Genomic DNA, 25,118 nt, shown 5'->3' with positions numbered 1-25,118 from the left:
GGCTAGGCAGGTAGCGCGGCTGCCGACAAGCGGTTTCCCGGGCCCTGCACGAGGCCGTGGATCACGGAAAGTCGTCGGGCGTGATGTCGGGCAGCGTGGCGAGTAGTTGCCCGGCCAGCCGCTGTACGGTGTCGTCGTCCCGCTCGCGGCCGAGCCGGATGAGCAGCTCTCGAGTCCGGGTGTCTCGGTAGTGGTGTCGGGTCAGTGCCAGCAATGCGGTCCGGCGGATCTCCCAGTCGTTGTCAGCGGCCAGCCGGAGCAGCAGCTCCGGCACTCCGGCCCGGCCGGCCAGGGTCGCGCCGAGTTGTTCCACCGCTCGGCGCCGGACCTCCAGGGCCGGGTCGTCGCGGACCAGTCCGACGAGCAGCACCTGAACCTCGGGGTCGGTGCCGAAGTGTTCGCCGAGCGCGGCGGCGATGCGGGCACGGATCGCGGGGTCCTGGTCGGACAGGCGGCGCATCAGTCGCAGTGTCACCGCCATGGAGGCGCTCCCCTGCTCGGTGAGGCAGCAGACCGCGGCGTCGAACACGGTCGGGTCGGTGTCTGACTCGACGCATTCCAGCAGCGTGTCGGTCACCACGTCGGGACTGCCGTATCGGCAGAGCGTCCGCACGGCGGCCAACCGGATACCGACGTAGCTGTCCCGGCGGGCTCGCCGGCACAGTGTTTCCACAAGGCTGTCGGTCTCGCCGTGCCGGGCGAGTGCGTCGGCGGCCGCGCGCAGCACGTTCGGGTCGGGATCTCGGCTGACCTGTTCGGCCAGGCACTCCCGTACGGCGGGGTCGGGTGGGTCGGCGAGCCGGGCCAGGCTTCGGGTGACCCGCAGTCGGACGAGCGCGTCGCGCTCTTCGAAGGCTCGGCTGATGAGCAGGTCGCGGGTGGCACGGCCGAACAGTTGTCGGCCGGTGAGCAGGTCGACGGCGGCGAGCCGGACGCTGGCGGTCGGGTCGCGTCGGGCGCTGGCCAGTAGTAGCTCTTCGGTACGCGGGTCTGGGTGGGTCTCGGCCAGGGCGCGTACCGCGGCGAGGCGCACGGTGGCGTCCTCGTCGGCGCGAGCCGCCCGCGCCACCACGGTCCAGCAGGCGTCGTCGGTGCTGTCCCGGTCGATCAGTGCGGTCACGGCGGCAGCCCGCACGGAGGCGTCCTCGTCCTGTTCAATCTGATCGATCAGCCGGGCCCGGCAGCGGCCGTCCGGGTCTGGCACGAGCGTCAACCGCTGTACGGCGGTGGCGCGGAGCCGGGCGGAGCTGTCTGAGCCGGCCAGCTTCAGCAACAGCTCGGTCTGCTCCGGGCCGGCCCGTCCCGGCAGCAGTCTGGTCACCAGGCAGCGCCGCACCTCGTCCGGGGAGTCGCCGGTCATTCGCTGTAGCGCGCGACTGCGGGCGGTCTCGGCGTGCTCGGGCAGGGCCAGCAGGGCTGTCAGCGCCTCCTGCACGACTGCGGGATCGGAGTCCGTGGCCAGTAGTCGCTGGAGGGTGCCGGGTGCGTCCGGCAGGTCGGTGCCGCGCGCGGTGAGCACGGCGACCGCCGCCCGTCGTACCGTGGTGGTGTTGTCCTCGGTGGCCCGGAGCAGGACGTGGCGGATGTTGTCGCTGAGTTCCGCCCGACCGCCGAGAGACTGTACGGCCAGCGCGCGGATCGCGGGGTCGGGCGAGTCGGTGAGGTCGCGTAGCTCGTGGATGAGGTCGGCATCGGCGCCGAAGTGAGTGATCAGGGCCCGTACGGCGGCCTGCCGAACGGCGGTGGAGACCTCGGCTCTGGCCTGTGTGATCAGGATGTCCCGGTAGCGGTGACGGTCGCCGTCGGTGGCGTTCAGCCGGCCGGCGGCTTCGGCGAGCCCGGCGACCAGGGCGAGGTGGGCTTGCCGCTCGCGGCCGTGCTGGAGCTCCCGGACCAGCAGTTCCTCCAGGTGTTCCTCGGTGGTGGACAGCGCTGCGGCGATCCGGGTGGCAAAGGTGGAGCCGGAGCGCCAGCTGGTGCGTACTCCGCGGCGGCGGTACCAGTTGAGGAAGGTGTGCCGGCCGGGCCAGTTCGGCCCGAGTGCCCGCACCGACGAGAGCAGTTCCTGTTCGGTGAGCTCCGTCAGGTTGGGGTCGTCGGCGGAGATGCCGTGTTCGACAAGCAGGACGATCTGGCACAGCACGGCGTTACCTGCAGCGGTCAGTTCGGCGGGCTGTGGGGTTTCGGCCACGCATTGTGCGGCCAGCACCAGGTTCCAGGGCGGGGCGGTCAGGTTCAGCGGCGGCCAGGGTTGGGTGGTCTCGGTGGCGAGCAGGGTGATCAGCTCGTTGGCGATCCGGGCGGGTAGGGCACCGGCGACGAGGCGCAGCACCTCTCGCCAGGACGGGTCGGCCCAGTGTTCGCGGAAGAGGGCGCGGAGCCGGTCGAGGTCCCAGGCACCGGGGTCGTTTTCGAACCTGTCCACGATCTCCTCGGCGCAGAAGAATTCCAGGAACGCGCGGTGTACGAACCCGAACAGTCGCAGTCCGTATCGTTCCAGGATGAAGCTTCGGTGACGCAGTTTTTCGATCATCGAGTAGGCCATGGCGAGCGCCCGCTCGTTCTCGAAACCGTAGAACGCGACGAGGTGGTCCCGGAAGACGCGGCCCAGTTCGTCAGAGTCGATGTAGTTGCCTGCTGGTCCCGATTCCCGGAACTGCATGTGGAATGCCAGGTGACGCAGTAGTCGGCGCTTCGCCTGCAGGTCCAGCGAGGGTACGTCGCCGTGGCTCTCCCGCAGTTGTTTGGTCACGTCCCACTCGGAGATGAGGACGTCGGTGACGTGTGCGTACAGTCGGCGTCGGTTGCGGGGCAGGGGGTGGCTGCGGCCGACGATCGTCATGAGCATCAGCAGGAGGGGGTTGCCGGCGATCTCGTGCATCGCTCGGGAGTTGCGCAGCATGTCGAGGAGCTGTCGTCGTTGCCGTTGTGCTTCGACAGCTGGGGTGGGCATGACGTAGCGGTACCAGTTGTCGAGAAACTGGGTGATCTGTTCGTCGTCGAGGTCTTCGAGGGTGAAGTGGTCGAACCCGGCGTTGGCGAATGTGTGTCGCTGGTAGCCGGCTGCCCGTGAGGTGACCACTGACAGCACTCCCGGGTACTCGTTGGCGAAGGTGGCGATCTGTGCGGCCACCTCTTCGCGCTGGGCCGGGTCGAACACCTCGTCGAGTCCGTCGAAGAGGAAGAGGGCCTGGCCGCCTTGGCGCAGGTATGACTCCAGCACCTCCTGGTCGATTCCGGTCAGTCCCTGTTGGTGGCGGTGGCCGACGTAGTCGAGTAAGCCGTCGCAGCGGCCGTCGCCGCGGTGCGCGGCGTAGGAGCGAAGCTCGATCAGCACGGGCAGGTACTGGTTGAGCGCCGCGAGTCGCGGTTCGTCGCAGGCTCCGGCCAGTGCCAGTGCCAGGTACTGTGCGGCCGCTGACTTGCCGGAGCCGGGGTCGCCGAGCAGGACGATCGTTCGGCGGCCGGGGTCGCAGACCACGTCGAACAGCGAGAGCGCGTCCTTGGCCGCGTACTCCTCCCAGAGTCGTTCGAGCTCTTCCGGGTTCACCACGCCGGGTAGGCCGCTGGTGTCGCCGTCGGATGTGGTGCCGGCCCATCGCCACCAGGCCAGTGGCATCTCCGGGCGGGCTTCCTCGTGTACTCGGGGCTCGACGAACAATTTCGGCAGTCCGACGGTGAGGTAGCCGATGGTGGGACGTGGTGAGACGGCGTCGACCGGGACGGCTTGGTATCTGAGTGCCAGTTGCTTGTGGTAGTGGCTGCGTACGGCTTCGGGTAGGTGGGTGTCCGGATCGGCGGGTCCACGTGCGGGAGAGCGTCCACTGCGTACGTCGGCCAGCGCTGCGGTGACCTTGGCGGTGAGGTCGTCGACGCTGGTGAAGAAGGCGCACAGGTGTCGTTCCTTGAGTTCGCGGCGCAGTTCGACGATTCGTTCGCCGTCGGCGCCCCGGTCGACCTGGTCGACCGGCCAGGGGGTCTCCTCGGCGAGGAGGAAGACCAGGCAGGGTTTTCCGGCCGCGAGTGCCTCGCGGTACTCCAGTTCGGTGATGGAGGATTCCTGACCGGGCGGGCGGAATCCGTAGCGCCAGGCAAAAAGTCCGATGTAGAGGTCGCAGCGGCGTACGTCGGCCAGGCAGCGGTCGAGCGGTGGTCGGACGTCGGCACCGTACGCTTCCATGGCGACGTCCTCGATCTCCAGACGGCGTGCCACTGCGTGTACGGCAGCGCGATATTCCAGCAGGTCTTTCTGAGTGGCCGAAAGGTAGACCTTCATAAACGGCAACTCCAGGGGTAGCTGGCGTCCGCACTATCGAAAATATCAGTCGTCGTCACCTTCGTGCGGCCGGTGACGCTCCGCCGCCATAGGATTCCCGCCGATGTCGGGCCTATGATGCCCCCAGGGCAGATGCCGACCCGCTGGTCGATTCCGTTTTCGCCGGGTCCCGTTACCTCAAAGGGGTCGGTGTCGGCGCAGGTCACGGCGAGGGTAATCAGCGGGGGTCGCATTCCGCAGGATGATTGCGGGCGGACGGCGATGCGGAGGAAGCCATGATCACTTTCGGTGAGGTGCACACCAACCTGCTTCAACACAGCACGGCGCTGGTTCAGGAGCAGAGTTCGGAGGTGCTCAGCCTGGTCGAAGGCGAGGCCGTGCTGACATCCCGCCGTCCGTCGCTCTATGCGGTCTCGCCCGATGTGCGCACCGGCGTGGACTGCTGGCTGCCCAGCGCCAGGCGGAGGAGGCTACGGGGGGTGGGCGCGGTGGTCACCCGGGCCATCATCACCGGTGGCCGAATCGTGCAGGCGTCGTCGGTCATCCAGGTCGTCGCCGGAGAACGCCGCCAGCCCTGGTCGCACTATCTGGCCAACCCGGGCGTCCTGGAGACGGTCGGCAAGCTGGACAGCGCCGACCTGACCTCGGGGTTCCTGCACGGCAATGACGCGGACGTGCTGAACCTGGAGGCGATCACCGGGCGGGTGCTCGACGGGGTGCAGATGTCCGACCTGCTGGACCGGCGTCCGCCGCTGCGTGCGGCGCGTACCCGGCTGCGCTGGACCGCGCAGGTGGGCCAGCAGCCGGACCGGGAGGTTTCGGCCATCGTCACCGTGGACTCCCCGACCCTGCGTACGGTCGAACTGGTGCTCGCCCCGCAGGACGTGCCGGCGGCCGTGGCCGGTCTCTGCGAGGACCTCGCGTTGCACGACTGGCTGCTGACCACGCTCTCATCCCTGATGGAGGCCGTTGTCACCCGGTCGGGCAACGGGCAGGAGCATGTCGAGCGATTGCGTCCCGTGTTGGAGCACCTGCTACATCTGTGGTTGCCGGGCGCGCGGGTCGACCCGCGACTGCGGCCGATCTGGGACCGGTTGGAGCAGGTGCCCGGATTCAGCCGCCAGTGGAACTCGTCGGTGAACTGGATCCGCGATCAGATCAGTGTGGGCAACCTGGCGCTACTGCGTGACCTGGCGAGCCGCATGTCGGTCGACCAGCCATGTGGGCGCTGAGCACACTCACCCGCCGATGAACACGTAACTCAGCCGGTCGACGAGCTCGCTGGGCAGGTCCAGGCCTTCACCACCGGCGCGCCGGGTGATCTGTTGCGCGACCGCCGGCGGTACCGCCACCTGACCGAGGATGGTCCGTACCGCCAGCTCGACCGGCAGGTACTGGGTGTCCATGAGGGTCAGTGTGCGGTACGCGCAAAACGGCGCGGCGGTCGGGTTGAGCTGGACGATCGCAGGCAACTCGTCCCAGTCGGCGGGTAGCTCGCCGGTGAGCCGGCTGGGTTGCATCAGGGTCTGCCCGCGGTGTCGCAGCACGCCCAGCCGGGCCATCTGCCAGACCGATGCGAGCAGCGCGCACGCCCACTCCCGGGTCTGCGGTTCGTCGGACCACAGCTCTATGTCGACGAAGATCGAGTGCCGGGGGTCACCGGACTGCACCGGCGGGGACCAGGGGCGAGGCAGGGTCATCGCCGGCGCGTCCACGTACCCGGGTGAGCGCATGCCGTTGGACAGCCACCCGGATTCACTGAGCGGGGGCCGGCTTCCGGTGGTGTGCCGAGGTGGCTCCACCACGAGGGTGTCGACCACCATCTGGGCGAGTTCGACGCCGCCGTGACGGGCGAAGCTGGATTCCCGAGCCACGTAGTCCAACACCAGGCCCAGCTCTGCCGCGGCACTCTGCACCTGTGGGATCACCTCGCGGGGTGAGCCGAACCGGTGGAAGTAATCGTCCACCATGAAGCAGGTGCTGATCCGCGGCTGGCGCGGGGCCGACAGTCCCTGGCGGGCCAGCGCCGGGATCGCCGGTGACCAGTCGGCGATGCGCGCGAACCTGCGCCGCAGGTCCTGGCAGCCGCTGCCGAAGTCGTCCGCGTAGAAGTGGCCCAACTCGACCGACAGATGTGAGTACGCCACGCTCTCTGTCCGACGCACCGCAGCTGCCTCCTGGAACCTGACATCCACGTCGATCACACGGTTTCCCATGCGGTCTCGTCGAAGAGCTTTTCGGTCAGCTCCACGATGGCGTCCACCGTCTTCACATTCGCAATCTTGGCTTGTACGTCATGGTCCGAGATGAGCTGTTCGCGCCACTGCAACAGCGGGTCCAGCGGTACCGCGCCGAGCAGCGTCGTGCGTCCGACACCTCGACGGCGGGCCAGTTCCGACAGTTCCGTGTCGCACTTGCGCAGGAATGCCTGCTGCGCGAGGTCGAGGTGGCCGACCTCGGGGCCGCGGGAGTCGATCACTGCCGTGCGGATGAAACGCAGCGACTCCCGCAGCCGCTCCGGCTCGTGGCCGTACTCCTTGGCCATGGCGAGGATGCCACCCGCCTCAAAGGCGAGATCAGCCGCCGCGGTGACGTGCTGAGGAGTCCAGCGATGGAAGACCAACCAGCGCGCGACCACCTTGCGTAGCGCGGGGGTCGCGGTGGCAGCCAGCACCATCTGACTGGCGTACGACCGGCCGGCGCTGAGGTCCACGAGGGTCAGGTCGAACTCCTCTTCCAGTCGGAGGAAGAGCTCGGCGCAGCGTTTGGCGATGTCGTTGGTGAACCCGAACTCACTGCCGTTGCGCTGGCCGGGTAGGAGCACCAACGGACCCGAACCGATCGGTCGCTGGCGCAGGCTGGCCCGTTCCGAGCTACCCCACACGTCCAACTGCTCGGGAAACGGGATTTCTCCGCGCAGGTAGCGGTGCAGGCCGCCGTTGTTGGGTCCTGCGCCCTCCACCCCGTTGACGGCGTCCGGGATCTGAAACGTGATGCCGGCGGTAGGCGAGCCGAAGTCGTAGTCCAGGTAACAGGTGGGACGGCCGGACAGGGCGCTGCGGTAGGCGATGTTCGCGGCGGTCACCGAACGACCGGTGCCACCCTTGTGCGACGTGACGAAGACCAGCATCAGATCCCCTCGCTGGCTTTCTGCTGCCCGGTAGTAACGTCGTTGAGCAGGAGCAGCAGCGTGTTCGCCAGGGCGGCCGCCGTGCCCGGGCGTTCGTCCACCAGCAGTTGCGCCTGGCGCAGGCTCGCCCGGATGCTGCGCATGCTGCGTTGCATCGCCTCGCCGGCGAACGTGCCGCGCATCAACTCCCGGTCGAACAGGTATTCCGCTTCGTCGATCAGATCCTGCGCGTACCCGGAGAGCCGGGCTGCGCGCGGGAAGGGCCGATCCCAGAGCAGCTGACCGGCGTTGACCAGCGCCTGTACGACCCGCGCGGTCAGATACCAGGAGGGCGCTTCCGGCCTGGGAGCCAGCCCGGGGAAAGCGCCGCCGGCATGGTCCCACAGCCCTCGGTGCCGGCCGTCGGGAATGCGGCGCAGCAGCAGGTGGTCCCACACCTCGTCGGCCAACTCGAGCAGTTCGCTGCGCCGCCGGGCGTTGCTCAGCAGACCGGCGACGGTGATCGCCCGCTGCAGCAGCACGGTGGAGAACTCGTTCACGACCCACGTCATGATCGGCTTGGACGTGTCGTCGTTGAGGGTGACCCGCTTACCGGGAGTGTGCACAAGCAGCGCTGACTCGCCGGGCGTTGCGCGTCGGGTGACGCGGGCCCGCTGGGCCAGTTCCACCAGGACCGCGGCGATGCGGCCGAGTTCCTCGTCGCCGCCCCGTCCGACCGCGAGCAGTCCCTTGACTGCCAGCGACGTCGCTTGGAGGGTGTAGTAGTCGGTGCGGTCGCCGTCGGTCGTGCGCCACGGGATGTCCTCGATGGGCCATCGCCGACGGTTGCCGAAGGTCGCCACCGTCGCCCAGTAGGTCCGGGTCAGCTCCCAGCGTAGCTGCAGCGCCCGGGACAACCGCTGTTGTTCCTCGTTGAGCAGGCCGAGCAGGCGGGTACGTTCGGAGTTCAGGTCTTCGATGGCATCCATCGCGATGACCGTGAAGTAGAGGTAGGGGGCATTCTCGGCCGAGCCTTCGCGTTGCCGGCCGATCGACTCGCTGGTGGGGACTTCCTCGGCGCCGGCGATGATGCCCCACGACCAGCCGCATTCGAAGAGCATGTCGCTGTTGTCGAGGTCTTCGGTGACCCGGCCCGACCCGATGACCACGCTGCGCAGACTGGCCATGGTGTCTCGCAACTGCTCGCGCAGCGCCGCGACGAGTTCCCGGCGCGGTAGCTCGTCCTGGTTGACCATGTCGCACAGTCGTCGGCCGTACTCGTCGGTGGAGGTGAAGACGAAGGTGCTGAAGCTACGCAGCAGGCCCACCATGGCGGCGGTGAGCCGAATGCTGGCCATCGTCTCCAACTCGTCCAGTTGCGCGAGCAGTTCCCGTCGCTGGGTGGCACTGCGGTAGACCTTGACGAAACCGATGGTCGCCAGCGTGAGGGTGACGGAGACGGCGAACGAGTCGACGATGTCCTGGGACCGTTGTTCCTCGGTGAGCTCCGGGCCGCCCTCGACGGGGGTGAGGTAGCCGCCGCCGCCGAAGACGGGCGTGCCGTCCTCGGCGGTGTACCGCCGGAAGTAATCGATCATGACGGTGACCAGCCGGCGGGGTATTTCGATCGCACCGCCGAGGGAGTTGAGGGCCTCGATCACCTCGTCGTCGGCGCGGTCGGGGTCGTCGAGCGACAGCGCAGGGATCTTCGATGCGGGCAGGAGCAAGGTCAGCAGTTGCTCGGCATCATTTATGGAATTGCTACCGCTTCGGCCGCCCCAGTGCCATTCGCCTTTTTCCCAGCAGCTCCGCACCGTGGCCCGCCAGATGTCGAGGATCTCCTGGCGCGGCTGTATCCGCATGATCCACCGCCGTCTGCATGTAGTCGCCGACTCGGAATTGCTGGTGTTGCTGTGCGCACGGTGATCCACGATGACCGGCACGGATGTGCAGTGTCATGGTAACGGGCCGGTCGAGTGTCACCGGAGACGCTCTGCCACCCGCATGTCAGCGAGCCGCAGGACATGGTGCAGGGTTCCACGCGGCAGACCGGGGCATCCGGTCGGGGGCTTCCATGACAGTCGCCGGCGCCTATCCGCGGGTGCGGCCGGTGGTCAGCAGCATGCTCTGGTATCCGTCGCGCAACGGCGGTCGAGGGCGCTCCTCGTGGACGGTCACGTCGTACGCGCCGGCCGCGATGCCAGCCACCACCTCGGCGCGGTGCAACGCCACGGCCGGAAACGAGCGCAGGCCGACGCGGTATCCGACGGATCCGAGCATGACGGCCACGGCGAAGGGTGCGCCGGGACGCAGCGCCCGCAGGAACCGGGCGACGGCGTGTTCGGCCTCCGCCCGGTCGGCCGAGATGGAGCAGGCCACGAAAAACATCGTGCCCGCGTCCCAGGTGTGCTGCGGCAGGTCGAAGACGCTGGTCCGGCAGACCTGGCCGACCTGAGCCAGGCGCTGTCGCGGATCCGACAGCGCCGCGTACGCCGGATGCTCGACGCAGACCTGCCAGTACGGATCCCAGAGTTCGTCGTAGCCGTCGACCTGCGTACGCAGCCAGCGCACGTTCGACGTGGACAATTCACACAAATCGATGGCACGCGCGAACGGCAGGAGCGTCAGGGCCGGATAGAGGTTGGCGCCCGATCCGACGTCGACACAACGCGCGTCGGTCAGCTTCGCTGCGGCGAAGAAGTCCCGGGTTCGGCGGAGCAGCTCCCGGTCGTCGGAGCGCAGGTCCGCGTAGTTGTGCCGGACATAGGCCTGCGGGTCGAACCTGTCCCACTCGACCTCGGTGTTCACCGGCCCCGGGGACTGCATCGGCACGGATGACGCGGAATCGCCACGACCGCCGGCCTCCGGGGTCAACGCCATGGACGTGCCTCCATCGGTCTCAGCGGATCACACTGGGTTCTCGCTCCGGCGCGCTCGGTGCACTGGCCATTGTGTATCGAACCTGTTACCTGCCCGCAAGTGACGGCACGTCACCGCGGACAGCGTCAGAAGAGCGCTCGGGTGAGCTTGAGGAGCTCAGCATCGCAGTGGTCGCGGAGGAGTTGGCGGAGGCCGGCCAGTGCGTGCGCATGCACATCCACGTCGATCCCGAGCCGCTCGACGGCCTCTGCCCAGGCTGCGTCGGCGGCGGCGGTCTTCGCGAGCAGGTCGAGCCCGCGGGCCGTCGGGTCGAGGTAGCGGTGCAGCGGGCGCTGTAACGCCGGCCACCGGGTGACGATCTCGGCGACGAGTACGAGGTGGCGGGCGCGACGGATCGCCTGGTCCGGGGGGACCGGCTCGCCCGAGGCAAGCAGGCGTTCGTAGAGCTGCCAGACGTTGAGCAGCCGTTTGGCCTCGCGCAGGGAGCGGTTGGGCTGCGCGGCCAGCCGGCGCGCGATCAGGCTACTGACCTCAGGATGCCGCTCGATGGTCCGCCATGGCACCGTCTCCACCGGAATGGCTGCTGGAGGTACGGGGGCGGATCGAGTCCCTCGGAGCTCGACTGCCGGCTTCGAACGCGGCGCCGGCACGGGCGGTGCGGCGGTGGGCGGGACGGAGGCCGGACGTGGGGCCGGCGCGGTGATTCGGTCGACGAACTCGCCGACTGCTGGTTCGGGGATCTGCGGGAGCACCACCGGGAGTTGAACAAGCTTGCGCAGAAAGGCCCACCCCGGGCTCGGGTCGTCGCCGTACCGGGCGACGCCGGATCCGCCGAGTGCGGCGTACACGTTGTCGAGGTGCGCTGCGATGATCTCGGGATCGAGTGCGACAACGAACCGTGCGCGCAAGCCTTGGCGGGTGGTGACCCCGGAGAGGAACAGGTTGATCGCCTCGAACACCTCCGCAGCGGTGCCCGGCCGGCAGCGGTCGATGTCGTCAACAAAGACGACCAACTCGTATCCGGCCCGACTCAGGTCGCCGATGACTTCCCCGATGTCGTGTCCTCCGAAGTCCACACGTCCAGGTTCCACACGCCGCCGGTGTGCCCGGTCATCGGCCCACCGACGGCTGTCCCCGACTGAAGGTCCCACCGCCGGATCGTGCTGTCGTTGGAGCCGGCGGAGGCGAGCATCGGACGGCCGGCGGTATCGGTCCAGGTGACCAGCGACCGGACGGCGCCGGCGTGTGCGGTGAGGGACGGCCCGATGGGCGTGCCGGACTCCGCGTCCCAGATCCGGATGAGCCCGCTGACACCGCTGGACGCGAGCTGGATCCGGCCGTCCGGTCCGGTCCACGTGGTGAGCGACCGTACCCAGCCGATCTGTCCATCGAGGGAGAGCCACGGCCGCGCTCGGTCGCCGAGAACGTGTACCCGGATGATCCCGTCGTCTCCGCCGACGCCGAGGCAGGTGCGCCCGTCGGACCGGGGCCACACGGCCAGCGTAAGGACCCACCGCAGATGTGGGCGGCAGTCAACTACCTGCTCGGCGGCACCAGTTGCCGGATCCCACACCCGTACGGTGCCGTCGGCACCACCGGAGGCCAGACGCGGCCGTCCATCCGAGTCCGTCCAGTGCACCAGGGCCGGAATCCAGCCAGCGTGCCCGGTGAGGACCGCCTGCTCCGTTCCCGCAGTCGGATCCCAGATCCGAACGGTGCCGTCATCGCCGGCCGAGGCGAGCTGGATCCGACCATGCTCGTCGAACCAGCTCACCAGGCACCACACTGCGGCCGTGTGCCCGACCAGCGGAGCGGTGACCTCGGTGCCGGTGTCCGCGTCCCGGATCCGGATGCTCCCACCGTCTCCGGCCGTCGCGAGATGGGTACGTCCCTCCGAGGTACGCCAACTCGTGACCGCCCAAACACCGGCGCTGTGCGACGTCCGAGGCTCGTCGACCACCCGGTGGGCATCGGTGTCCCAGATGCGGATCGTGCCACTCGCCGCCGCGACGGCGAGGTAGCCGTGGCCCTCCGGACCCGTCCACGCCGTCATCGAACTCTCCGACCCGCCGATATGCCCGGTCAGCGGCTGGCCCACCGGCTCGCCGATCTCCAGGTCCCAGATCCGTACGGTGCCGTCCATGCTGGCCGAGGCCAGCCGGTGGCCGTCGTCGGTGGTGACCCAGGTGGCGAGGCTGTGCACCCAGCCCGCATGCCCGGCCGACGACAAAGCGCTCACGTCGCCGGATTCCGGGTCGACAATCTGAATCATTCCGTCCGTGTGGCCGGATGCCAGTCGTAGCGTGCCGTCCCGAGCGGTCCAGGCGGCAAGGCTCCATACCCGGCTGGCCGGGAGTCGGTTGACCAGCGCGCCGGTGTCGAGGTCCCATACCAGGATCCCGGCCTCCTCGCTTCCGCCGGCGAGGCGGGCGCCCTTTGCCGGATCGGTCCACGTCGCGAGCGCATTGACCGGGCCGGAGCCGGCCACGGTCAGGTCGCCCAGTGCCGCGCCGGTCTCCGGGTCCCATAGTCGTACCGTGCCGTCCACCGCAGCTGACACGAGCCGGACCGACCCGTCGTGCGTGATCCACGTGGCGATGTCCGGGATCCACCGGTCGTGGGCCCGCCAGGCCTGGGCGACCGGCGCACCCGTAACGAGATCCCACACCCCGAGGTAGCCACCGCCCTCGTCGCCACCACTGCCGGCGCAAGCCACCCGGGCTCCGGCCTGGCCCTCCCACACCGCGAGCGCGAGCACCTCAGCGGCATGCGTGAACCTGAGCATCGGCGTCGCCCGTCCTTGCGCCACCTGCCACACCTGAACGACGTGGTCGGTACCGCCGGAGACCAGCCAGGTTGTGCCGTCGGAGCATTGCAGCGCCTCAAGCGCGCCAACCCCACCGCGCTCGGCCGCCACCCAGGCGGTGTCCACCAGACGACTCCAGTCGGGACGAGACAGCAACTCCAGGATACGAACAACCAGGCTCAAGCGCTGGTTGGCTGCCGGCTTTCCATCATGTCCGCGGCCGTACGGAGGCCAGGTCCTGGGAAAATGGGAGCAGCCGGTGAAACTTGCCGGCGTAGCTCGCGATATCGGCAGCATTCTGCGAAAAGTGATTGTCGTCGTCATGGTCCGACATCGACACGGTCCGGTGCATGATCCTTCCGTCGATGACAACAAACGACTCGCGAAGCGACTTCTGTATCCGGCGGTTCTGCACCCATTTGACGTTAATCCCGATATTTGCCTCAATTTCCATGAGGTCGTAGAGTTTCGGGGTCACGTTCTCGGAGATGAAGATGCGGGAGATTCGCACACCGCGGTCGGCGATGAGCGAGCGCTGGATCTCCAGATACTCCCGGTAAAGCGGCAGCTGCCACCACACGTCCTCAACCTCGGCCGGGCTCGAGCCGAGCACCTCGGTTGTGGCGGAACGCATCAAGTCCAGCAGCACATTGGAGTACGTGAAGTCGAGTTGCAGGCGGCCGTCGGCGAGGCCGGACAAGTCGTCCAGAGTGTTTCGTACCCGCGCCACGGCCTGCTCCACGAGGATGTGATCGAGCTTCTCCGCGCGGCTGGCCTGCCCGATCTTCGCCAGCCGCTTGACCTCGGGGTCGAACAGTCCGAGGTTGGCGCCTCTGCTGATGAAATCGTACGTCTCGGTAACCGAGCGAAGGGCAGACTCAGTTCGCGTCCAGCCCTGGTCAAGTTCGCGGTGCGCGCGGGCCTGCTCCTCCTTGATCTCGTTGAGTTTCTGCATCATCCCGAACAACAGGCTCGTGGCCACGCCCGTGAGACCCAGGGCGACGCTCATCGGCCCGCTGATGCCAGCCAGCAACGTGGCGACGATTGCGACGAGAGAGACCAGCGTGCCCAGAACCGAGATTGCCCAGTCAGCCGTAAACCTCTTGAGGTCGCGCATTCGATGACCACCCTAAACCCCGACCAAGGAGTGATGTCGTTGGCGCAATCTCGGCGGAATCATCCGCCAAGGAACTCATCCTAGGAGCCATAGTCAACGCGTCCCACGTGACGATCACGTCGGACAGGCCGCGCCGATTGCCCACCCGCCGACCTGCAGGGATCGGCCCGCCTGGAATGGCACACATTTCGTGGATAGCGGGCGCGATCCCGTGCGTCTGTGGTGGTGAATGAGGCGTACGGGACGGAGCTGAGCGGTTGGACGACAAGGCGAGAGCCAGGTTCGGTGAGTTCGCGCAGAACCGGACCGCCGCCCTGATCAGGGCGGCGTACCTGCTCACCGGCGACCAGCATGCCGCCGAGGATCTGGTGCAGTCGGCGCTGGCCAAGACGTATGCCAGATGGCCGACGATCCGGCACGAGGACCCCGAGGGGTACGTGCGCGCGGTGATGTACCGCGAGCGGGTCAGCTGGTGGCGGCGCCGGGGACGACTACGGGAGACGCTTGTCGGCTCGCCGGTCGAGCGGGAACACCCGGACGACAGCGGCCACGCCGACCTGCGGCTGGCCATGCGGGCAGCTCTGCTGCGCCTTCCCGTGGCGCAACGCGCGGTGCTGGTCCTGCGGTACTACGAGGACCTGCCCGAACAACAGGTGGCCGAGGTGCTCGGCTGCTCGGTCGGGACGGTCCGCAGCCGGACCCACCGAGCGGTCAGCCGGCTGCGTGAGGTGCTGCCCGGTGCCGAACTCGTGCTGGAGCTGAAGCGATGAACACCCCGATCGACGACCTCATCCGATCCACCCTCACCGATCTTGCCGAGGAGGCAGTTCCGATGAACCTGACAGACTCCGCCGTCGCCCGGGCGCGCAGGCGTCGTACCCTCACCGTCTCGGTGGGGGTGGCGGGCGTCGTCGCCGCCCTCATGGTCGGCACGCCACTGGCGTTGGCGGTGAGCCGGGACGCCCCGCCGTCCGCTCCCGCCGATCAGCCACCGATGGACTTCCCCAGCCCTGTCCCGATCAGCCCTGACCCCTCCCCGCCGCTGGACCACCCCAGCCCTGTCCCGATCAGCCCTGACCCCTCCCCGCCGCTGGATCCGAAGGGTCCGGGCACGGGTTTCTAACCCCAGGAGCATCGGTGCGCGGCTTCGGCTCGGACCGGAGTCGGCCACGGCCGGGCTCGCCGCACGTCTGCGCTCGGCGGCGATGTGCACGTGGGGATCGGCCCGTCAGAGCCGTGCGAGAGCGGGCGTGTGCTCGGTCCGGAGGGGATGCGAGGCTGAACGCGTGGCTCCCCGATCGACGTACTTATGGACGATCTCTGGTCGCCCTGCGGCTCACTGCGCACTGCGGATGCGTCGGTGTATCTGAGGGCCGGCGGCAGCGCTGTGGAGTGTCACGGCACCGGGCTCACCCTGCGGCAGGTCGATGACATCCTCGCCCGGTGGAGATCATCACCAGTTCTCTCGACTCGTACACCCCGGGTGCCTGCCGGTTCCTGGGCCGGTGCGTTGCCCGCCTGCCGGTGACGCCTGTATGAGCTTGGTGTCGGCGTTCGTGCCGATCTGGATCCTCACCGCGGTCGGCTACGCGGCCTGTCGGTGGGGTTTGCTGGGCGAGGCGGGGGCGTCGGTGCTCGGTCGGTTCGTGTTCCATCTTGCGATGCCGGCCGCCCTCTTCCTGGCCCTGTCCCGAATGCCGCTCTCCGGGTTCGCCGGCCGTTCGCTGCTCGCCTTCGGGGTGAGCACCGCTGCGGTCGTCGGGTTCGGGTGGGTCGGCGCGAGCCGGCTGTTCGGTCGCGAGCCCAGCGAACGGCCGATCTGGGGCATGGTCGCCGGATACGTGAACTCGGCGAACCTCGGCATCCCGATCGCCACGCAGGTTCTCGGCAGCGTGTCGTTCCTGGCGGAGGTGGTGCTGCTGCAGGTGCTGGTGGTAGCGCCGGTGATCCTGATCGCCCTGGACCGGCACAGCGACCCGGCCGGGCGGGTACGGATCCGCCGTATCGCCTCGTTGCCGGTACGCAACCCGGTGATCCTGGCCTCCCTGCTCGGCGTCGCGTGCTCGGCTGCCGACCTGCAACTGCCGTCGGCGGTCGACGCGTCGCTCACCCTGCTGTCGGGCGCCGCGGCACCGACCGCCCTGGTCGCGCTCGGCGCGTCGCTGCACCACACGGTGCCGTCGCCGGCAGAGGTCAAGCCGGCCGAGCCGGTCGGGGTGACCGAGCTTGCGGTGATCACCGCGTTGAAGCTCGTCGCGCAGCCGGTCATCGCGTACGCGGCCGGGCTGGCCTTGCACCTGTCCGCGCCGCAGTTGCTCGCTGTGGTGGTGTGCGCGGGGCTGCCGACCGCGCAGAACACGTTCATCTTCGGCCAGGAGTACGGCGTCGGCGAGGCGGTGGCCAACCGGGCGGTAGTGGTGACCACGACCCTGTCCCTGGCGACCCTGGCCGCGGCGGCGGCGTTGCTCGGGTAGGCCCGTCAGCTGAGCGAGCGGTCCATGTGACGACGACGTCGGTGGGCGGGATCAAGACCTCGCAGAAGTCGCCCTCTTGCAGGTCAACGCGCGGCGAGTCAAGCCGCCGGAACGGGTCGACATCATGGTCTGCGGGTCGCGGGCGAGAGCGCGCGTTGACCTGCGCCGAGAATTCCTGTCTGTTCGGGCTGTCTGGCACGACGGGTGTTCACGCGTGTGGATTCCGCACTTGCTCGAAGTGGAACTCGCGGATGAAACAGTCTCGTGGTTGACCGACGGCGAAGAGCACGCAGTCGATGACTGACCGTGCAGTGAGGTCGCTGTCCGCCTGCCGCGGCCCGTCCTGGACGAAGTCCGGTGGAAACAGGGAAATCACTCGGATTTTTTCTGGCCGGAGCCGGTGCGACAGGATCTCAGCGAGCCCGGCGTGGGCGTGCTTGGCCGCGTAGAACGCGGGATGCGCGCCTGAACGGCGGTGCCCCACCTCACCGCACGCGGAGATCATGTTGACGATGTCGGGCCGCGACGATGCGCGCAGCAGCGGCAACAGGTGCTTGGTCAGCAGCACGGTGCCGGTCCCGCCCGCAGCCATCACGCTGTCGATCACATCGTCGGAAACGTCTGCCAGGTCCTCACCTTCGATGTATGCGGCACCATTGTTGATCAGCACATCGAGGTGACTCGTCCGGCCGGCCACGGCTGCGGCGAACACACGCACCGAATCCGGTACGGCGAGGTCGCAGCGAAACGCATCAGCCCGACCGGGCCCTCGCCGGTTGATCGCATCCGCAACATGCTCGGCCGCCCCCAGATCGCGGGCCGAGAGGAAGACTTGTGCGCCGCGTTCAGCGAACGCTTCGGCCAGAAGTCGCCCCGTACCCCGTGCCGCACCGGTGATGACGACACGCACACCATCAAGATCCACGACAGGCAGTGAAGCACCTCAACTCTGGTTGAGGTCAACAAAGAACGCGAGGGAGCCGTCGGCACTGCTGAGTTCGTCGAGGACCGATGGGTCGCGGGCATCCATGCGGGCCGTCATCAGCAGGGTACGTGGGTCAGGACCTCGGAGCCACCGGTCGACATCGATCCAGAACCGATCGTGGGCCCCGGTCGATGCCATCGAGCCTCCACCTGCTCCGGAGCCACGCAGTGATTGCAGTAGTCCACCTGGCCGGTCAGCTGAACATGCCCGAATGCTTGGTAAAGCTCCTCAATGGCTGCCTTGAGGTCGTCCTGCGCAGCGCCAGGCTACCGTCCGGCCGCAGTGCCGGTGAGTTGTCGCACCGGCAGCCGTCTCTGCGGCCGGTCTTCCATGGCATCGGTCAGCGGGACTTCTTCGTTGCTCGTTTGCGGGGCGGGGTCAACAGGTCGGCGACCGCGGCGATGGCCGACGGCACGAGGCGGTAGTACGCCCAGACGCCGCGCTTGTCACGCTCGAGCAGGCCGGCCTCGGTGAGGATCCGCAGGTGATGACTGACAGTCGGCTGGGAGAGCCCGAGAGGCTCGGTGAGGTCGCTGACCGACGCCTCTTGCTCTGGGGCCGACTGGATCAGGCTGAGCAGTCGCAGCCGGGCCGGGTCGGCGAACGCCTTCAGCACCCCCGCGAGCCGTTCGGCATCGGCACGCTTGATCGGCTCGCCGGACAGAGGCGAGATGGCGGGCGTCGCAGTCTTCACAGTTCCCACGCCATGCATCGTTGCAGCAAACCCCATAAATCAGGTGCTGAACGAGGGCAGGATCACCCGGAGCTCGTGTGGGAGCCCACCGCTTCTGCCGTGTCCCGGCACATGATGATCTACGTAGTGGGCCTTCTAGCACCTTGCGCCGGGGCTCAGGGTGCGCGCGGGGGCGTAGCCGGCTTCTCAGGCGACCGGGAGGTCGACTCGTCGTCCGGTTCCGTCCGGCGCCCCCTCATCGGTGACGATGGCGAACGCGCCTGTCGGCACGCCGTCGAGAGTTGCCACCCGTGATGCGGCGGTCAGCAGGCTGGCCTCGGTCGCTGCGGTGATGAAGAAGACGTACACGTCGCCGAGTTGCTCGCCGTCGTCGTACACCTCGATCGTGCCTTCGTCTTCCACGTCGACCAAGAAGTCCTCGACCTGGTCGATCCAGGGAAACGCGTAGGCGTCCGGGTCAAGACCCGGAGTTGGTGTCAACGGGACGTGGATCTCGACGATGCTGGCCATGCCGACATGATCTCCCAGGCGGAGGCGAAACAGCTCGAGGCAGGGCTGCCGGCGTGCGTAGAGTCTGCGGTAGATCCGGTGGCTCCACGTCATGGCGCGTCCGTACGGTGTGATGGGTTGCGAGACTGTTCGGGTGTATGACCCGACCCAGTTCAAGGGTGCCGCGCGTACTACCGGCATGGGCGGCCGCCCTACTCGGCTCAGCTGGGCGAGGTGCTGGCAGGCGAGCTGGGGCTCGACGGCAGCGGCCAACTGCTCGATGTCGGGAGTGGGCCTGGCACGGTGGGGCTGCAACTCGCTCCGTTCTTCGCGCACGTGACGCTGCTGGAGCCGGATGCGGACATGCTCGCCGAGGCCCGCGTCTGGGCTGCGGCCGACAGGGTGGCAGGGGTCGACTTCGTCCGGGCCACTGCTGAGGACCTTCCCCACCTGAGGCTGCCGCAGATGCGGACGGTGACGTTCGGGCAGTCGTTTCATCGCACCGACCGCGTTCGTGTCGCCGAAGCCGTCTGGGACGCGCTGGAACCGGGTGGGGCGATCGTGCTCATCGTCCACGACCCGACCCGGCCGGCACCGCAGCAACTGCCGGACATGCCGCCCATCGCTCATGACGACGTCGATCGGCTCCTGAGCGCCTACCTCGGCCGGCAGCGGCGCTCGGGTGCCCGACCAGCAACGGCCTACCAGACGGAGCGCTTTGAGCAGACGCTTGCCCGCACGCGCTTCGGCAGGCCGCGCGTCGTCTACGCACCGGGACGGCCCGACATCGTCCGTGATGTCGACGGCGTCATCGCCGGCTATCTGTCGATGTCTTTCGCTGCGCCCCACCTGTTCGGGTCCAGGCTGGACGAGTTCATCGCAGAGCTTCGGATCCTGCTGGAGCATGCGTCGCCGGCGAGTGGCCTGTTCTGGGACTGGCCCGGTGACACAGAAATCCTCATCGCCGAGCGACGGTGACGTCCTCCACTCACCGTTGCGACGGTCGTGCCCGTGCCGATCCACCGTCTCCGGCAGATCTATGTCGCGTACGGGTCCCAATCGGCCGTAGACGTCGCCGCCCATCTCGCTATCGATCCATGCGTCCGGGTCGTCGTGCTCCCCGCCACGGCGAAACCAGCAGCGATGGTCGATCGACGGCAACCCGGTGCCCCGCCCACTGCGCGATTCCACATAGCAACGCGGCGCCAGTCTCCGTCCGCACCAGGGCCGGTGCCCCTCACCATCGCTACGCGGAACTCACGGACGCGTGTGTTCAGTGTGGTCGTTGAGCGAGGATGAGCCGGCACCGTGGGTTGCCGTCGCGGCGCTGCCCCAGGGCGGTCAGGTCCACGGTGGTGACGGTGAAGCCGGCCGCTGTCAGGTCGTCGTGGACTGCGCTTAGCGGGTTGGTCCGGTAGTACATGACGAACGGGGGCCGCCACACGGTGTTGCGTACCCGCATGGCCAGGTCGAAGCCGAGCGCGGCCCAGTACGCGGTCGAGGTCGGTGGCGGCGGTGCACCGATCGGGAGGGCGAAGATCCCGCCGGGCCGCAGCGCGCGGTGGACGCCCGCGAAGAGGGCCGGTCGCTCGGTGGGCAGGAAGTGCCCGAGCGCTCCGAAGCTGACGGCCAGGCTGAAGCCTCCGGTGAACGGCAGGGCACGGGCATCGGCCTGAACCCATGTGGCGTCCGGGTGGGCGCTGCGTGCTTGGGCGAGCATGCCGGCGCTGAAGTCCACGCCCGTGATGCCTATGCGGCACACGGACCTGAGCACCGCCATGCCCGCCCCGGTGCCGCAGCACACGTCCAGCCCTTGGTCGAACGGCCCGAGTTCGGACAACGCGTCGGCGGTCGCGCGGAGATAGCTGTCCGGCGTACGGAAAGGCGTGTGGTCGAACTTCGGGGCCAGCAGGTCATAGCCGCGCTCGACCGAAGAAAACGCCTGGACGCAGAGTTCCCGCAGAGACGGACCGTGAGGCGAGAACACCGGCCCAGGGTACCTGCCGGAGCTGGTGCTGATCACTCCAAGCGCGTGGCGCAGAACGCGGGGATCCTCGTTCTGCGCCACGCCACCTGCCCCGCACGTGGCGGCAGTTCCCGCGTACCCGGGCAGGCACGGTGCTGACCCCCGCCGTGGTCGGACCGCCCGGCGGCTGGTCAGGCGCGGGTACGCTGCCGCAACCGAGTCGAGACGACCGCGACGACCACCATGACGACCGCGAGGGCCAGGGACGGCAGGGCGTCAGGCCGGCTCAGCAGTTCCCCCGTTCCGGTGTAGCCCAGTTGATGCAGCGTGCCCAGCAGAAGGGTCGGGGCGACGGCGATCAGCAGTCGCTGGTCGGCCGTCGCCACCCACAGGAAGACGGCTACACCGACGATCACCATGGCGACGGTGATGATCTGCGTACCCACAGGGGCGGGACGGTAGCCTTCCACCGGGATCAGATGCAGGGCGAGTATGCCGGCGGTGACCAGAAGCGCGTTGGCCCGGGGGGCGGGCGGTACGTCCGCCGGTCGCCGCAGGCCCGCGATGACCAATGGCGCGGCGACGACCGGTGCCCACCACTGCGGCAGTCCGTTGAGGAACAGGTACGGAGAGATCACGGTCGGCACCACCACTGCAGTCACCACCAGGACGGCAGCAGTGCGGTCGTGGCCCGCGACGAGTGCCACCAGCGCCGCGATCGCCATGACAGTCTGGATGCCCTCGTTGCGCAGGACGTGCAGGGGGTCCGAGATTCCGCCGAACTGGAACGTCCCGACGATGTCGTTCAAGCCGATGAGCACACCCAGCGCCAGCACCGCCATGGCGCCCAGGTGAAGCCCCTGCCAGAGCAGCACGGCGGTGGGCCGGGCCGCGGTGCTGCCGCCGTGCACCCGTAGGCCGCCCCGGATCAGTGAGGCCGCCTGCCGGATGCTGGGCCAGCGGCGGGTGGTCGGTTCGTCGCCGATCAACGTGTCGATCAGTTCGTCGGCACGCTCCCGGCGGTAACCGGCCGGGTAGGCCCGCAGCAGCATGCGGTACCGCTTTTCCAGAACATCAGAACTCATGCTGGTCTGGTCCTCACGATAGAAGGGTGATCGATGCTTCCCAGCGGGAAGCTCCGGTGCGGCAGACGATCCATGACCACCCGGGCGGCCCGGGCGAGCCGGTCGGCTTCCTCGGCGAGTACGCGGTAGCCCTCGTCGGTGAGCCGGTAGTAGCGACGGGCACGCCCGTTGACGATCTCTTCACCGTCGGCGGCGATGAGTCCCTCGCCCAGTAGCCGGTCAATCACCGAGTACAGCGAACCGGCAGCGAGTGTCACCCGCTCGTCGGACAGCTCAGCCACCCGCTTGATCACGGCATAACCGTGGAGCGGGCCACCGATCAGAGCCGCAAGGACGAAGTACGACGGTTCCCGCAGCGCGGGACGCGAAGTCGATCGCATAACCTGAATATACAGCCAGGATGAGTATCTGGCCAAGATGACTGTCCAGCGTGGTCGCCTCACCTGATCGTCCCCAGCGGACGGCCGAGCACGCCCCTCCGGGAACTGCCGGCTCCCTCATCAGCCGTACACCGCAGTCGGCAGCGCGTCGATCCGACGCCGAGCAAAGCACGGGTCCACTGGTGTCGAAATCCTGGAACGGAAGTCAGCGGTCCCGGTCGACCGGCGCTACGTGCGACGTGAGCGGCCAGTGTCGCTGCTCGTCGGTTTCCGGCACGCTCACGCCTCGGGCTTCTCCGATGACCTTCCAGACGTCGTCGAGGGGGGCGCCGAGCCGGAGGAGGCAGGCCGCGGCGATCAGCGATGACCTTCCGATGCCGGCGCGGCAGTGCACCGCGACGTGCCGTCCCCCGGTTAGCCGGTCATGCAGGAGGTCGAGTAGTGGCTGTGCCAGTGCACGGTCGGGCACACCGAGGTCGTCGACAGGGAGGGCGTGGAACTCCAGTCCGGCGTTGGTGGCGGCGGCGGCCTCTCCGGTGAGGCCGAGTTCAGCGGCCTCGGTCGGGGTGAGCAGGCAGACCAGGACATCCACGCCGAGGTCGCGCAGGGCGATCATCTCGTCGTCGAGCCAGTCGTCGCCGCGCGGTCGTGGCATCGTGCTCAACTGCCCGGGTGACGGCGTCGGAATGCGGTACAGGGTGGGCGTGAGTCGCATGTGATGGCCTGCCTGTGATCGGGAGGGCGGGGGTCGTTGTCAGGGTCGACGTGGGACCAGGCAGAAGGGATGTCCGGCTGGAGCGGTGAGCCCCCCGGAACCGGTCTCCGCCTGGCCGCTCGACGGGAGAGCCGATCTCAACGATCGGCCGTGACAATGGCGGTGACCAACAGCAGGACGCCGATCGTGATCTGCGTGAACAGTGCACCGAAGAAGAGCTGGGGGTGGCTGACGAACAGACGAAGCATTCGGAGTGGTCCCGGCAGCGTTCTGCCTGCTCGTAGCCGGCGGTCGGCCCACCGGCGTAGGACGAGGTTTCCAACGGCGAACGTAAGGAACAGTGCTTCGGGCTTGGGCCCGCTGATGGGTCTCGGCGCACGAGTGCTTCCGGTCAGTCCTCGTCGTTGTCGGTGGGAAACAGCAGCATGTCCGCGACAAAGCAGGTCACGTGTCCGGCGCTGTCATAGCCGATCCAGGTCGGGTAGGCGCCGTCACCCCAGCCGCTGGACCACGCGACCATAGCTCCGGAGTCGATCGTGCGGTGCCGGGGATCGACCAGGCCGTCGAGGGTCAGCCAGACATCCTTCATCCGTTCGCTGGCGTCCGCGTCGACGAAGCAGGCCATGCCGGCGTCCACGCCGAAACCGAAGTACTGCTGATAGCCCAGATCGATCGGGTCCTGGCCATCGCGCAGGGCCAACTCCCACCGCACGGTGGGCCGGTCGCTGACGTCGAGGCGGGCGGCGCTGACTCGACTGTGGCGCGGGTCGTGGGCCGGCGGGCAAGCTGCTCACCGCCAGTGACATGACCGGCACGCCAGCGGTGTGTCACGATTCTGCCGTGGTAATCATCGAGGTTGTGATGGGTGACATCACGCGAGAGGACGTGGACGCCATCGTCACGGCGGCCAACGAGTCACTGCTCGGCGGCGGTGGTGTCGACGGCGCGATCCACCAGGCTGCCGGGCCTCGTCTGGCACGCGCCGGGGGTGCGATCGGCCCCTGCGAGCCGGGCAACGCGATGGCCACCCCGGCCTTCGACCTCAACCCACCGGTGCGGCACATCATCCACGCGGTCGGACCGATCTGGGAGGGCGGCGGCCACGGTGAGGCCGACGTCCTGGCCTCCTGCTACCGCAGGAGCCTGCAGGTCGCCGACGAACTCGGCGCCCGCAGCATCGCCTTCCCGGCAATCGCCACCGGCGTGTACGGCTTCCCTGCCGACCAGGCAGCCCGCATCGCCGTAGCAACGGTCAGGTCAACGGCGACAAACGTCCAACGGGTACGACTCGTCGCGTTCGACGAAGACGCCCGCGAGCATCTGCAAGCCGCGCTGACAGCCACGGGTTGATCCGTCCGACACTGCTGCGGGCGGCGGTGCGGGCGTTCGGGGCCGTTTTCTCAGTAACTCTTACCGGTCGCCGTCACCTGAGGCGATCGCGATCGCCTCGATCACCCGCCGGGCCGCCGCCGGATCATCGACGAAGCTGGCGGCGGCGTCGAGGTCGACCGACGGCCTACCGGCAAGGCTCGCTGCCAACGCGATCATCTGCCGGTCGCGGTCCGGCACATCGGCAGTCGCGGCGAAGCGAACCACTGCCTCCCAATCGCGGACCTGCCCCATCTCCACGGTGCCATCCGCGCCCCACAGCAGACTGAGGCGCTCCACGAGGTCAGCGAAGCCCGGCTGATCCGGGACTGCGGTGAAGGTCAGCAGATGCACGGCGGCCCGCCGACCGGGTGGGGCACCGGTGGCGATGTCGGTGTCCAGGAGACGCCGAATCACCTCACCGGTCAACTCAGAGGGGAGGTCCGGCCGGGGACTGCGATGCAGCGGCGGCGCGGTCTCGGGGTCGGCCAGCAACGCTGCCACCCGCAGGCACTCTCCGCACGGCGGCAACGCGGCGATGTCCACGTGCGTGTCAGTGCGATACGCGTCGTAAGGAACGTCGATCGCCGCCTGATCATCGCCTCGGACCGGACGCTGCGGTGCCGAACACAGCGTGTAACCCGTCATGCCGTCGTCGCCGCCGCCCACTGGGTGGAGGTCCACGGACAGGTGCCGGAACGTGCCGTCCGTACACGGTTCAGGTGTCATCGGGTCCTCCTCACCACCGGACACGACCCGGCAGCCCGTGACAGC

The 25,118-nt window shown here is 68.4% G+C and carries 23 protein-coding genes and 1 pseudogene; 6 read left to right on the top strand and 18 right to left on the bottom strand.

Features of this window, described 5'->3' with window-relative positions; translation table 11 throughout:
- Positions 1-61: 61 nt before the first annotated feature.
- Positions 62-4,276, bottom strand: coding sequence for a HEAT repeat domain-containing protein (locus tag VAB18032_RS12690; protein ID WP_081476091.1), 4,215 nt, complete (start codon positions 4,274-4,276; stop codon positions 62-64).
- A gap of 275 nt (positions 4,277-4,551) precedes the next feature.
- Here VAB18032_RS12690 and VAB18032_RS12685 point away from each other — a divergent pair, with 275 nt between their 5' ends.
- Positions 4,552-5,508, top strand: a complete 957-nt coding sequence (locus VAB18032_RS12685) for an SCO2521 family protein (protein WP_013733237.1) — start codon at positions 4,552-4,554, stop codon at positions 5,506-5,508.
- Positions 5,509-5,514: 6 nt separating this feature from the next.
- On the opposite strand, the gene VAB18032_RS12680 is transcribed toward VAB18032_RS12685, so the two are convergent.
- The 7 genes from VAB18032_RS12680 to VAB18032_RS31730 all read right to left on the bottom strand — a co-directional run bounded on the left by VAB18032_RS12680 (position 5,515) and on the right by VAB18032_RS31730 (position 14,188).
- Positions 5,515-6,492, bottom strand: coding sequence for an SCO2522 family protein (locus VAB18032_RS12680; protein WP_043720571.1), 978 nt, complete (start codon positions 6,490-6,492; stop codon positions 5,515-5,517).
- Entirely contained in the window at positions 6,477-7,406 is a 930-nt protein-coding gene (locus VAB18032_RS12675; RefSeq protein WP_013733235.1) for an SCO2523 family variant P-loop protein, read from the bottom strand. Before VAB18032_RS12675 ends, VAB18032_RS12680 begins: the two co-directional genes overlap by 16 nt.
- On the bottom strand, positions 7,406-9,328 hold the full coding sequence (locus tag VAB18032_RS12670; RefSeq protein WP_148272261.1) for an SCO2524 family protein: 1,923 nt from the start codon (positions 9,326-9,328) through the stop codon (positions 7,406-7,408). Before VAB18032_RS12670 ends, VAB18032_RS12675 begins: the two co-directional genes overlap by 1 nt.
- A gap of 148 nt (positions 9,329-9,476) precedes the next feature.
- Positions 9,477-10,265, bottom strand: a complete 789-nt coding sequence (locus VAB18032_RS12665) for an SCO2525 family SAM-dependent methyltransferase (protein ID WP_013733233.1) — start codon at positions 10,263-10,265, stop codon at positions 9,477-9,479.
- Positions 10,266-10,390: 125 nt separating this feature from the next.
- The gene (locus tag VAB18032_RS12660) at positions 10,391-11,341 is read right to left on the bottom strand and encodes a P-loop NTPase fold protein (protein WP_013733232.1); all 951 of its coding nucleotides are present in this window, start codon (positions 11,339-11,341) and stop codon (positions 10,391-10,393) included.
- On the bottom strand, positions 11,296-13,197 hold the full coding sequence (locus VAB18032_RS30055) for a WD40 repeat domain-containing protein (RefSeq protein WP_013733231.1): 1,902 nt from the start codon (positions 13,195-13,197) through the stop codon (positions 11,296-11,298). Before VAB18032_RS30055 ends, VAB18032_RS12660 begins: the two co-directional genes overlap by 46 nt.
- Positions 13,198-13,279: 82 nt before the next feature.
- Positions 13,280-14,188, bottom strand: a complete 909-nt coding sequence (locus tag VAB18032_RS31730) for a hypothetical protein (RefSeq protein WP_013733230.1) — start codon at positions 14,186-14,188, stop codon at positions 13,280-13,282.
- Between the two features lie 257 nt (positions 14,189-14,445).
- Here VAB18032_RS31730 and VAB18032_RS12645 point away from each other — a divergent pair, with 257 nt between their 5' ends.
- From VAB18032_RS12645 to VAB18032_RS12635, 3 genes are all read left to right on the top strand, one after another.
- Positions 14,446-14,958, top strand: a complete 513-nt coding sequence (locus tag VAB18032_RS12645) for a SigE family RNA polymerase sigma factor (RefSeq protein WP_013733229.1) — start codon at positions 14,446-14,448, stop codon at positions 14,956-14,958.
- Complete coding sequence (locus tag VAB18032_RS12640; RefSeq protein WP_013733228.1) at positions 14,955-15,311, top strand: hypothetical protein; 357 nt, start codon at positions 14,955-14,957, stop codon at positions 15,309-15,311. Before VAB18032_RS12645 ends, VAB18032_RS12640 begins: the two co-directional genes overlap by 4 nt.
- A 412-nt stretch (positions 15,312-15,723) precedes the next feature.
- Entirely contained in the window at positions 15,724-16,662 is a 939-nt protein-coding gene (locus VAB18032_RS12635; RefSeq protein ID WP_013733227.1) for an AEC family transporter, read from the top strand.
- Between the two features lie 208 nt (positions 16,663-16,870).
- Here VAB18032_RS12635 and VAB18032_RS12630 read toward each other — a convergent pair whose 3' ends face one another.
- From VAB18032_RS12630 to VAB18032_RS12615, 4 genes are all read right to left on the bottom strand, one after another.
- On the bottom strand, positions 16,871-17,587 hold the full coding sequence (locus tag VAB18032_RS12630) for an SDR family NAD(P)-dependent oxidoreductase (RefSeq protein WP_043720562.1): 717 nt from the start codon (positions 17,585-17,587) through the stop codon (positions 16,871-16,873).
- A gap of 18 nt (positions 17,588-17,605) precedes the next feature.
- Entirely contained in the window at positions 17,606-17,785 is a 180-nt protein-coding gene (locus VAB18032_RS12625) for a hypothetical protein (protein ID WP_013733224.1), read from the bottom strand.
- Positions 17,786-17,987: 202 nt separating this feature from the next.
- Positions 17,988-18,359 (bottom strand): ArsR/SmtB family transcription factor, encoded by a 372-nt coding sequence (locus VAB18032_RS12620; protein ID WP_043720559.1) that lies wholly within the window; start codon positions 18,357-18,359, stop codon positions 17,988-17,990.
- 168 nt (positions 18,360-18,527) lie between these two features.
- A complete protein-coding gene (locus tag VAB18032_RS12615) occupies positions 18,528-18,851 on the bottom strand; it encodes a hypothetical protein (RefSeq protein WP_013733222.1) in 324 nt (107 codons plus the stop codon).
- A 213-nt stretch (positions 18,852-19,064) separates the two neighbouring features.
- On the opposite strand from VAB18032_RS12615, the gene VAB18032_RS12610 reads away from it, so the two are divergent.
- Positions 19,065-19,808, top strand: coding sequence for a class I SAM-dependent methyltransferase (locus tag VAB18032_RS12610; RefSeq protein ID WP_013733221.1), 744 nt, complete (start codon positions 19,065-19,067; stop codon positions 19,806-19,808).
- A gap of 295 nt (positions 19,809-20,103) precedes the next feature.
- Here the strand turns inward: VAB18032_RS12610 and VAB18032_RS12605 are convergent, their stop codons facing one another.
- From VAB18032_RS12605 to VAB18032_RS12585, 5 genes and pseudogenes are all read right to left on the bottom strand, one after another.
- Positions 20,104-20,817 carry a class I SAM-dependent methyltransferase gene (locus tag VAB18032_RS12605; protein WP_013733220.1) on the bottom strand — a complete coding sequence of 238 codons (714 nt, stop codon included), beginning with the start codon at positions 20,815-20,817 and terminating at the stop codon, positions 20,104-20,106.
- 170 nt (positions 20,818-20,987) lie between these two features.
- A complete protein-coding gene (locus VAB18032_RS12600; RefSeq protein ID WP_148272260.1) occupies positions 20,988-21,881 on the bottom strand; it encodes a hypothetical protein in 894 nt (297 codons plus the stop codon).
- Entirely contained in the window at positions 21,878-22,261 is a 384-nt protein-coding gene (locus VAB18032_RS12595) for a PadR family transcriptional regulator (RefSeq protein WP_013733218.1), read from the bottom strand. Before VAB18032_RS12595 ends, VAB18032_RS12600 begins: the two co-directional genes overlap by 4 nt.
- A 205-nt stretch (positions 22,262-22,466) precedes the next feature.
- Positions 22,467-22,976 (bottom strand): protein-tyrosine phosphatase family protein, encoded by a 510-nt coding sequence (locus VAB18032_RS12590; protein ID WP_013733217.1) that lies wholly within the window; start codon positions 22,974-22,976, stop codon positions 22,467-22,469.
- Positions 22,977-23,367: 391 nt separating this feature from the next.
- Positions 23,368-23,727: pseudogene (locus VAB18032_RS12585) on the bottom strand (DUF4241 domain-containing protein); the annotation flags it as partial.
- Positions 23,728-23,816: 89 nt separating this feature from the next.
- Between VAB18032_RS12585 and VAB18032_RS12580 the strand changes: the two are divergent.
- Entirely contained in the window at positions 23,817-24,326 is a 510-nt protein-coding gene (locus tag VAB18032_RS12580; protein ID WP_043720557.1) for an O-acetyl-ADP-ribose deacetylase, read from the top strand.
- Positions 24,327-24,386: 60 nt separating this feature from the next.
- On the opposite strand, the gene VAB18032_RS12575 is transcribed toward VAB18032_RS12580, so the two are convergent.
- A complete protein-coding gene (locus VAB18032_RS12575) occupies positions 24,387-25,073 on the bottom strand; it encodes a hypothetical protein (protein ID WP_013733213.1) in 687 nt (228 codons plus the stop codon).
- Positions 25,074-25,118 lie beyond the last annotated feature (45 nt).

It is taken from the genome of Micromonospora maris AB-18-032 (assembly GCF_000204155.1).
In the GTDB taxonomy this organism is placed as follows: Bacteria; Actinomycetota; Actinomycetes; order Mycobacteriales; family Micromonosporaceae; genus Micromonospora; species Micromonospora gifhornensis.
The sequence above is the reverse complement of the archived record's forward strand: the minus strand, read 5'-3'. Positions and strand labels throughout refer to the sequence as shown.

Coding starts and splice junctions, on each gene's coding strand:
- VAB18032_RS12595 (WP_013733218.1), bottom strand. CDS start 22,261: ATGCGATCGACTTCGCGTCCCGCGCTGCGGGAACCGTCGTACTTCGTC.
- VAB18032_RS12575 (WP_013733213.1), bottom strand. CDS start 25,073: ATGACACCTGAACCGTGTACGGACGGCACGTTCCGGCACCTGTCCGTG.
- VAB18032_RS12600 (WP_148272260.1), bottom strand. CDS start 21,881: ATGAGTTCTGATGTTCTGGAAAAGCGGTACCGCATGCTGCTGCGGGCC.
- VAB18032_RS12590 (WP_013733217.1), bottom strand. CDS start 22,976: ATGCGACTCACGCCCACCCTGTACCGCATTCCGACGCCGTCACCCGGG.
- VAB18032_RS12675 (WP_013733235.1), bottom strand. CDS start 7,406: ATGCTGGTCTTCGTCACGTCGCACAAGGGTGGCACCGGTCGTTCGGTG.
- VAB18032_RS12640 (WP_013733228.1), top strand. CDS start 14,955: ATGAACACCCCGATCGACGACCTCATCCGATCCACCCTCACCGATCTT.
- VAB18032_RS12625 (WP_013733224.1), bottom strand. CDS start 17,785: ATGGCATCGACCGGGGCCCACGATCGGTTCTGGATCGATGTCGACCGG.
- VAB18032_RS12620 (WP_043720559.1), bottom strand. CDS start 18,359: ATGCATGGCGTGGGAACTGTGAAGACTGCGACGCCCGCCATCTCGCCT.
- VAB18032_RS31730 (WP_013733230.1), bottom strand. CDS start 14,188: ATGCGCGACCTCAAGAGGTTTACGGCTGACTGGGCAATCTCGGTTCTG.
- VAB18032_RS12685 (WP_013733237.1), top strand. CDS start 4,552: ATGATCACTTTCGGTGAGGTGCACACCAACCTGCTTCAACACAGCACG.
- VAB18032_RS12615 (WP_013733222.1), bottom strand. CDS start 18,851: ATGGCCAGCATCGTCGAGATCCACGTCCCGTTGACACCAACTCCGGGT.
- VAB18032_RS12665 (WP_013733233.1), bottom strand. CDS start 10,265: ATGGCGTTGACCCCGGAGGCCGGCGGTCGTGGCGATTCCGCGTCATCC.
- VAB18032_RS12680 (WP_043720571.1), bottom strand. CDS start 6,492: ATGGGAAACCGTGTGATCGACGTGGATGTCAGGTTCCAGGAGGCAGCT.
- VAB18032_RS12635 (WP_013733227.1), top strand. CDS start 15,724: ATGAGCTTGGTGTCGGCGTTCGTGCCGATCTGGATCCTCACCGCGGTC.
- VAB18032_RS12690 (WP_081476091.1), bottom strand. CDS start 4,276: ATGAAGGTCTACCTTTCGGCCACTCAGAAAGACCTGCTGGAATATCGC.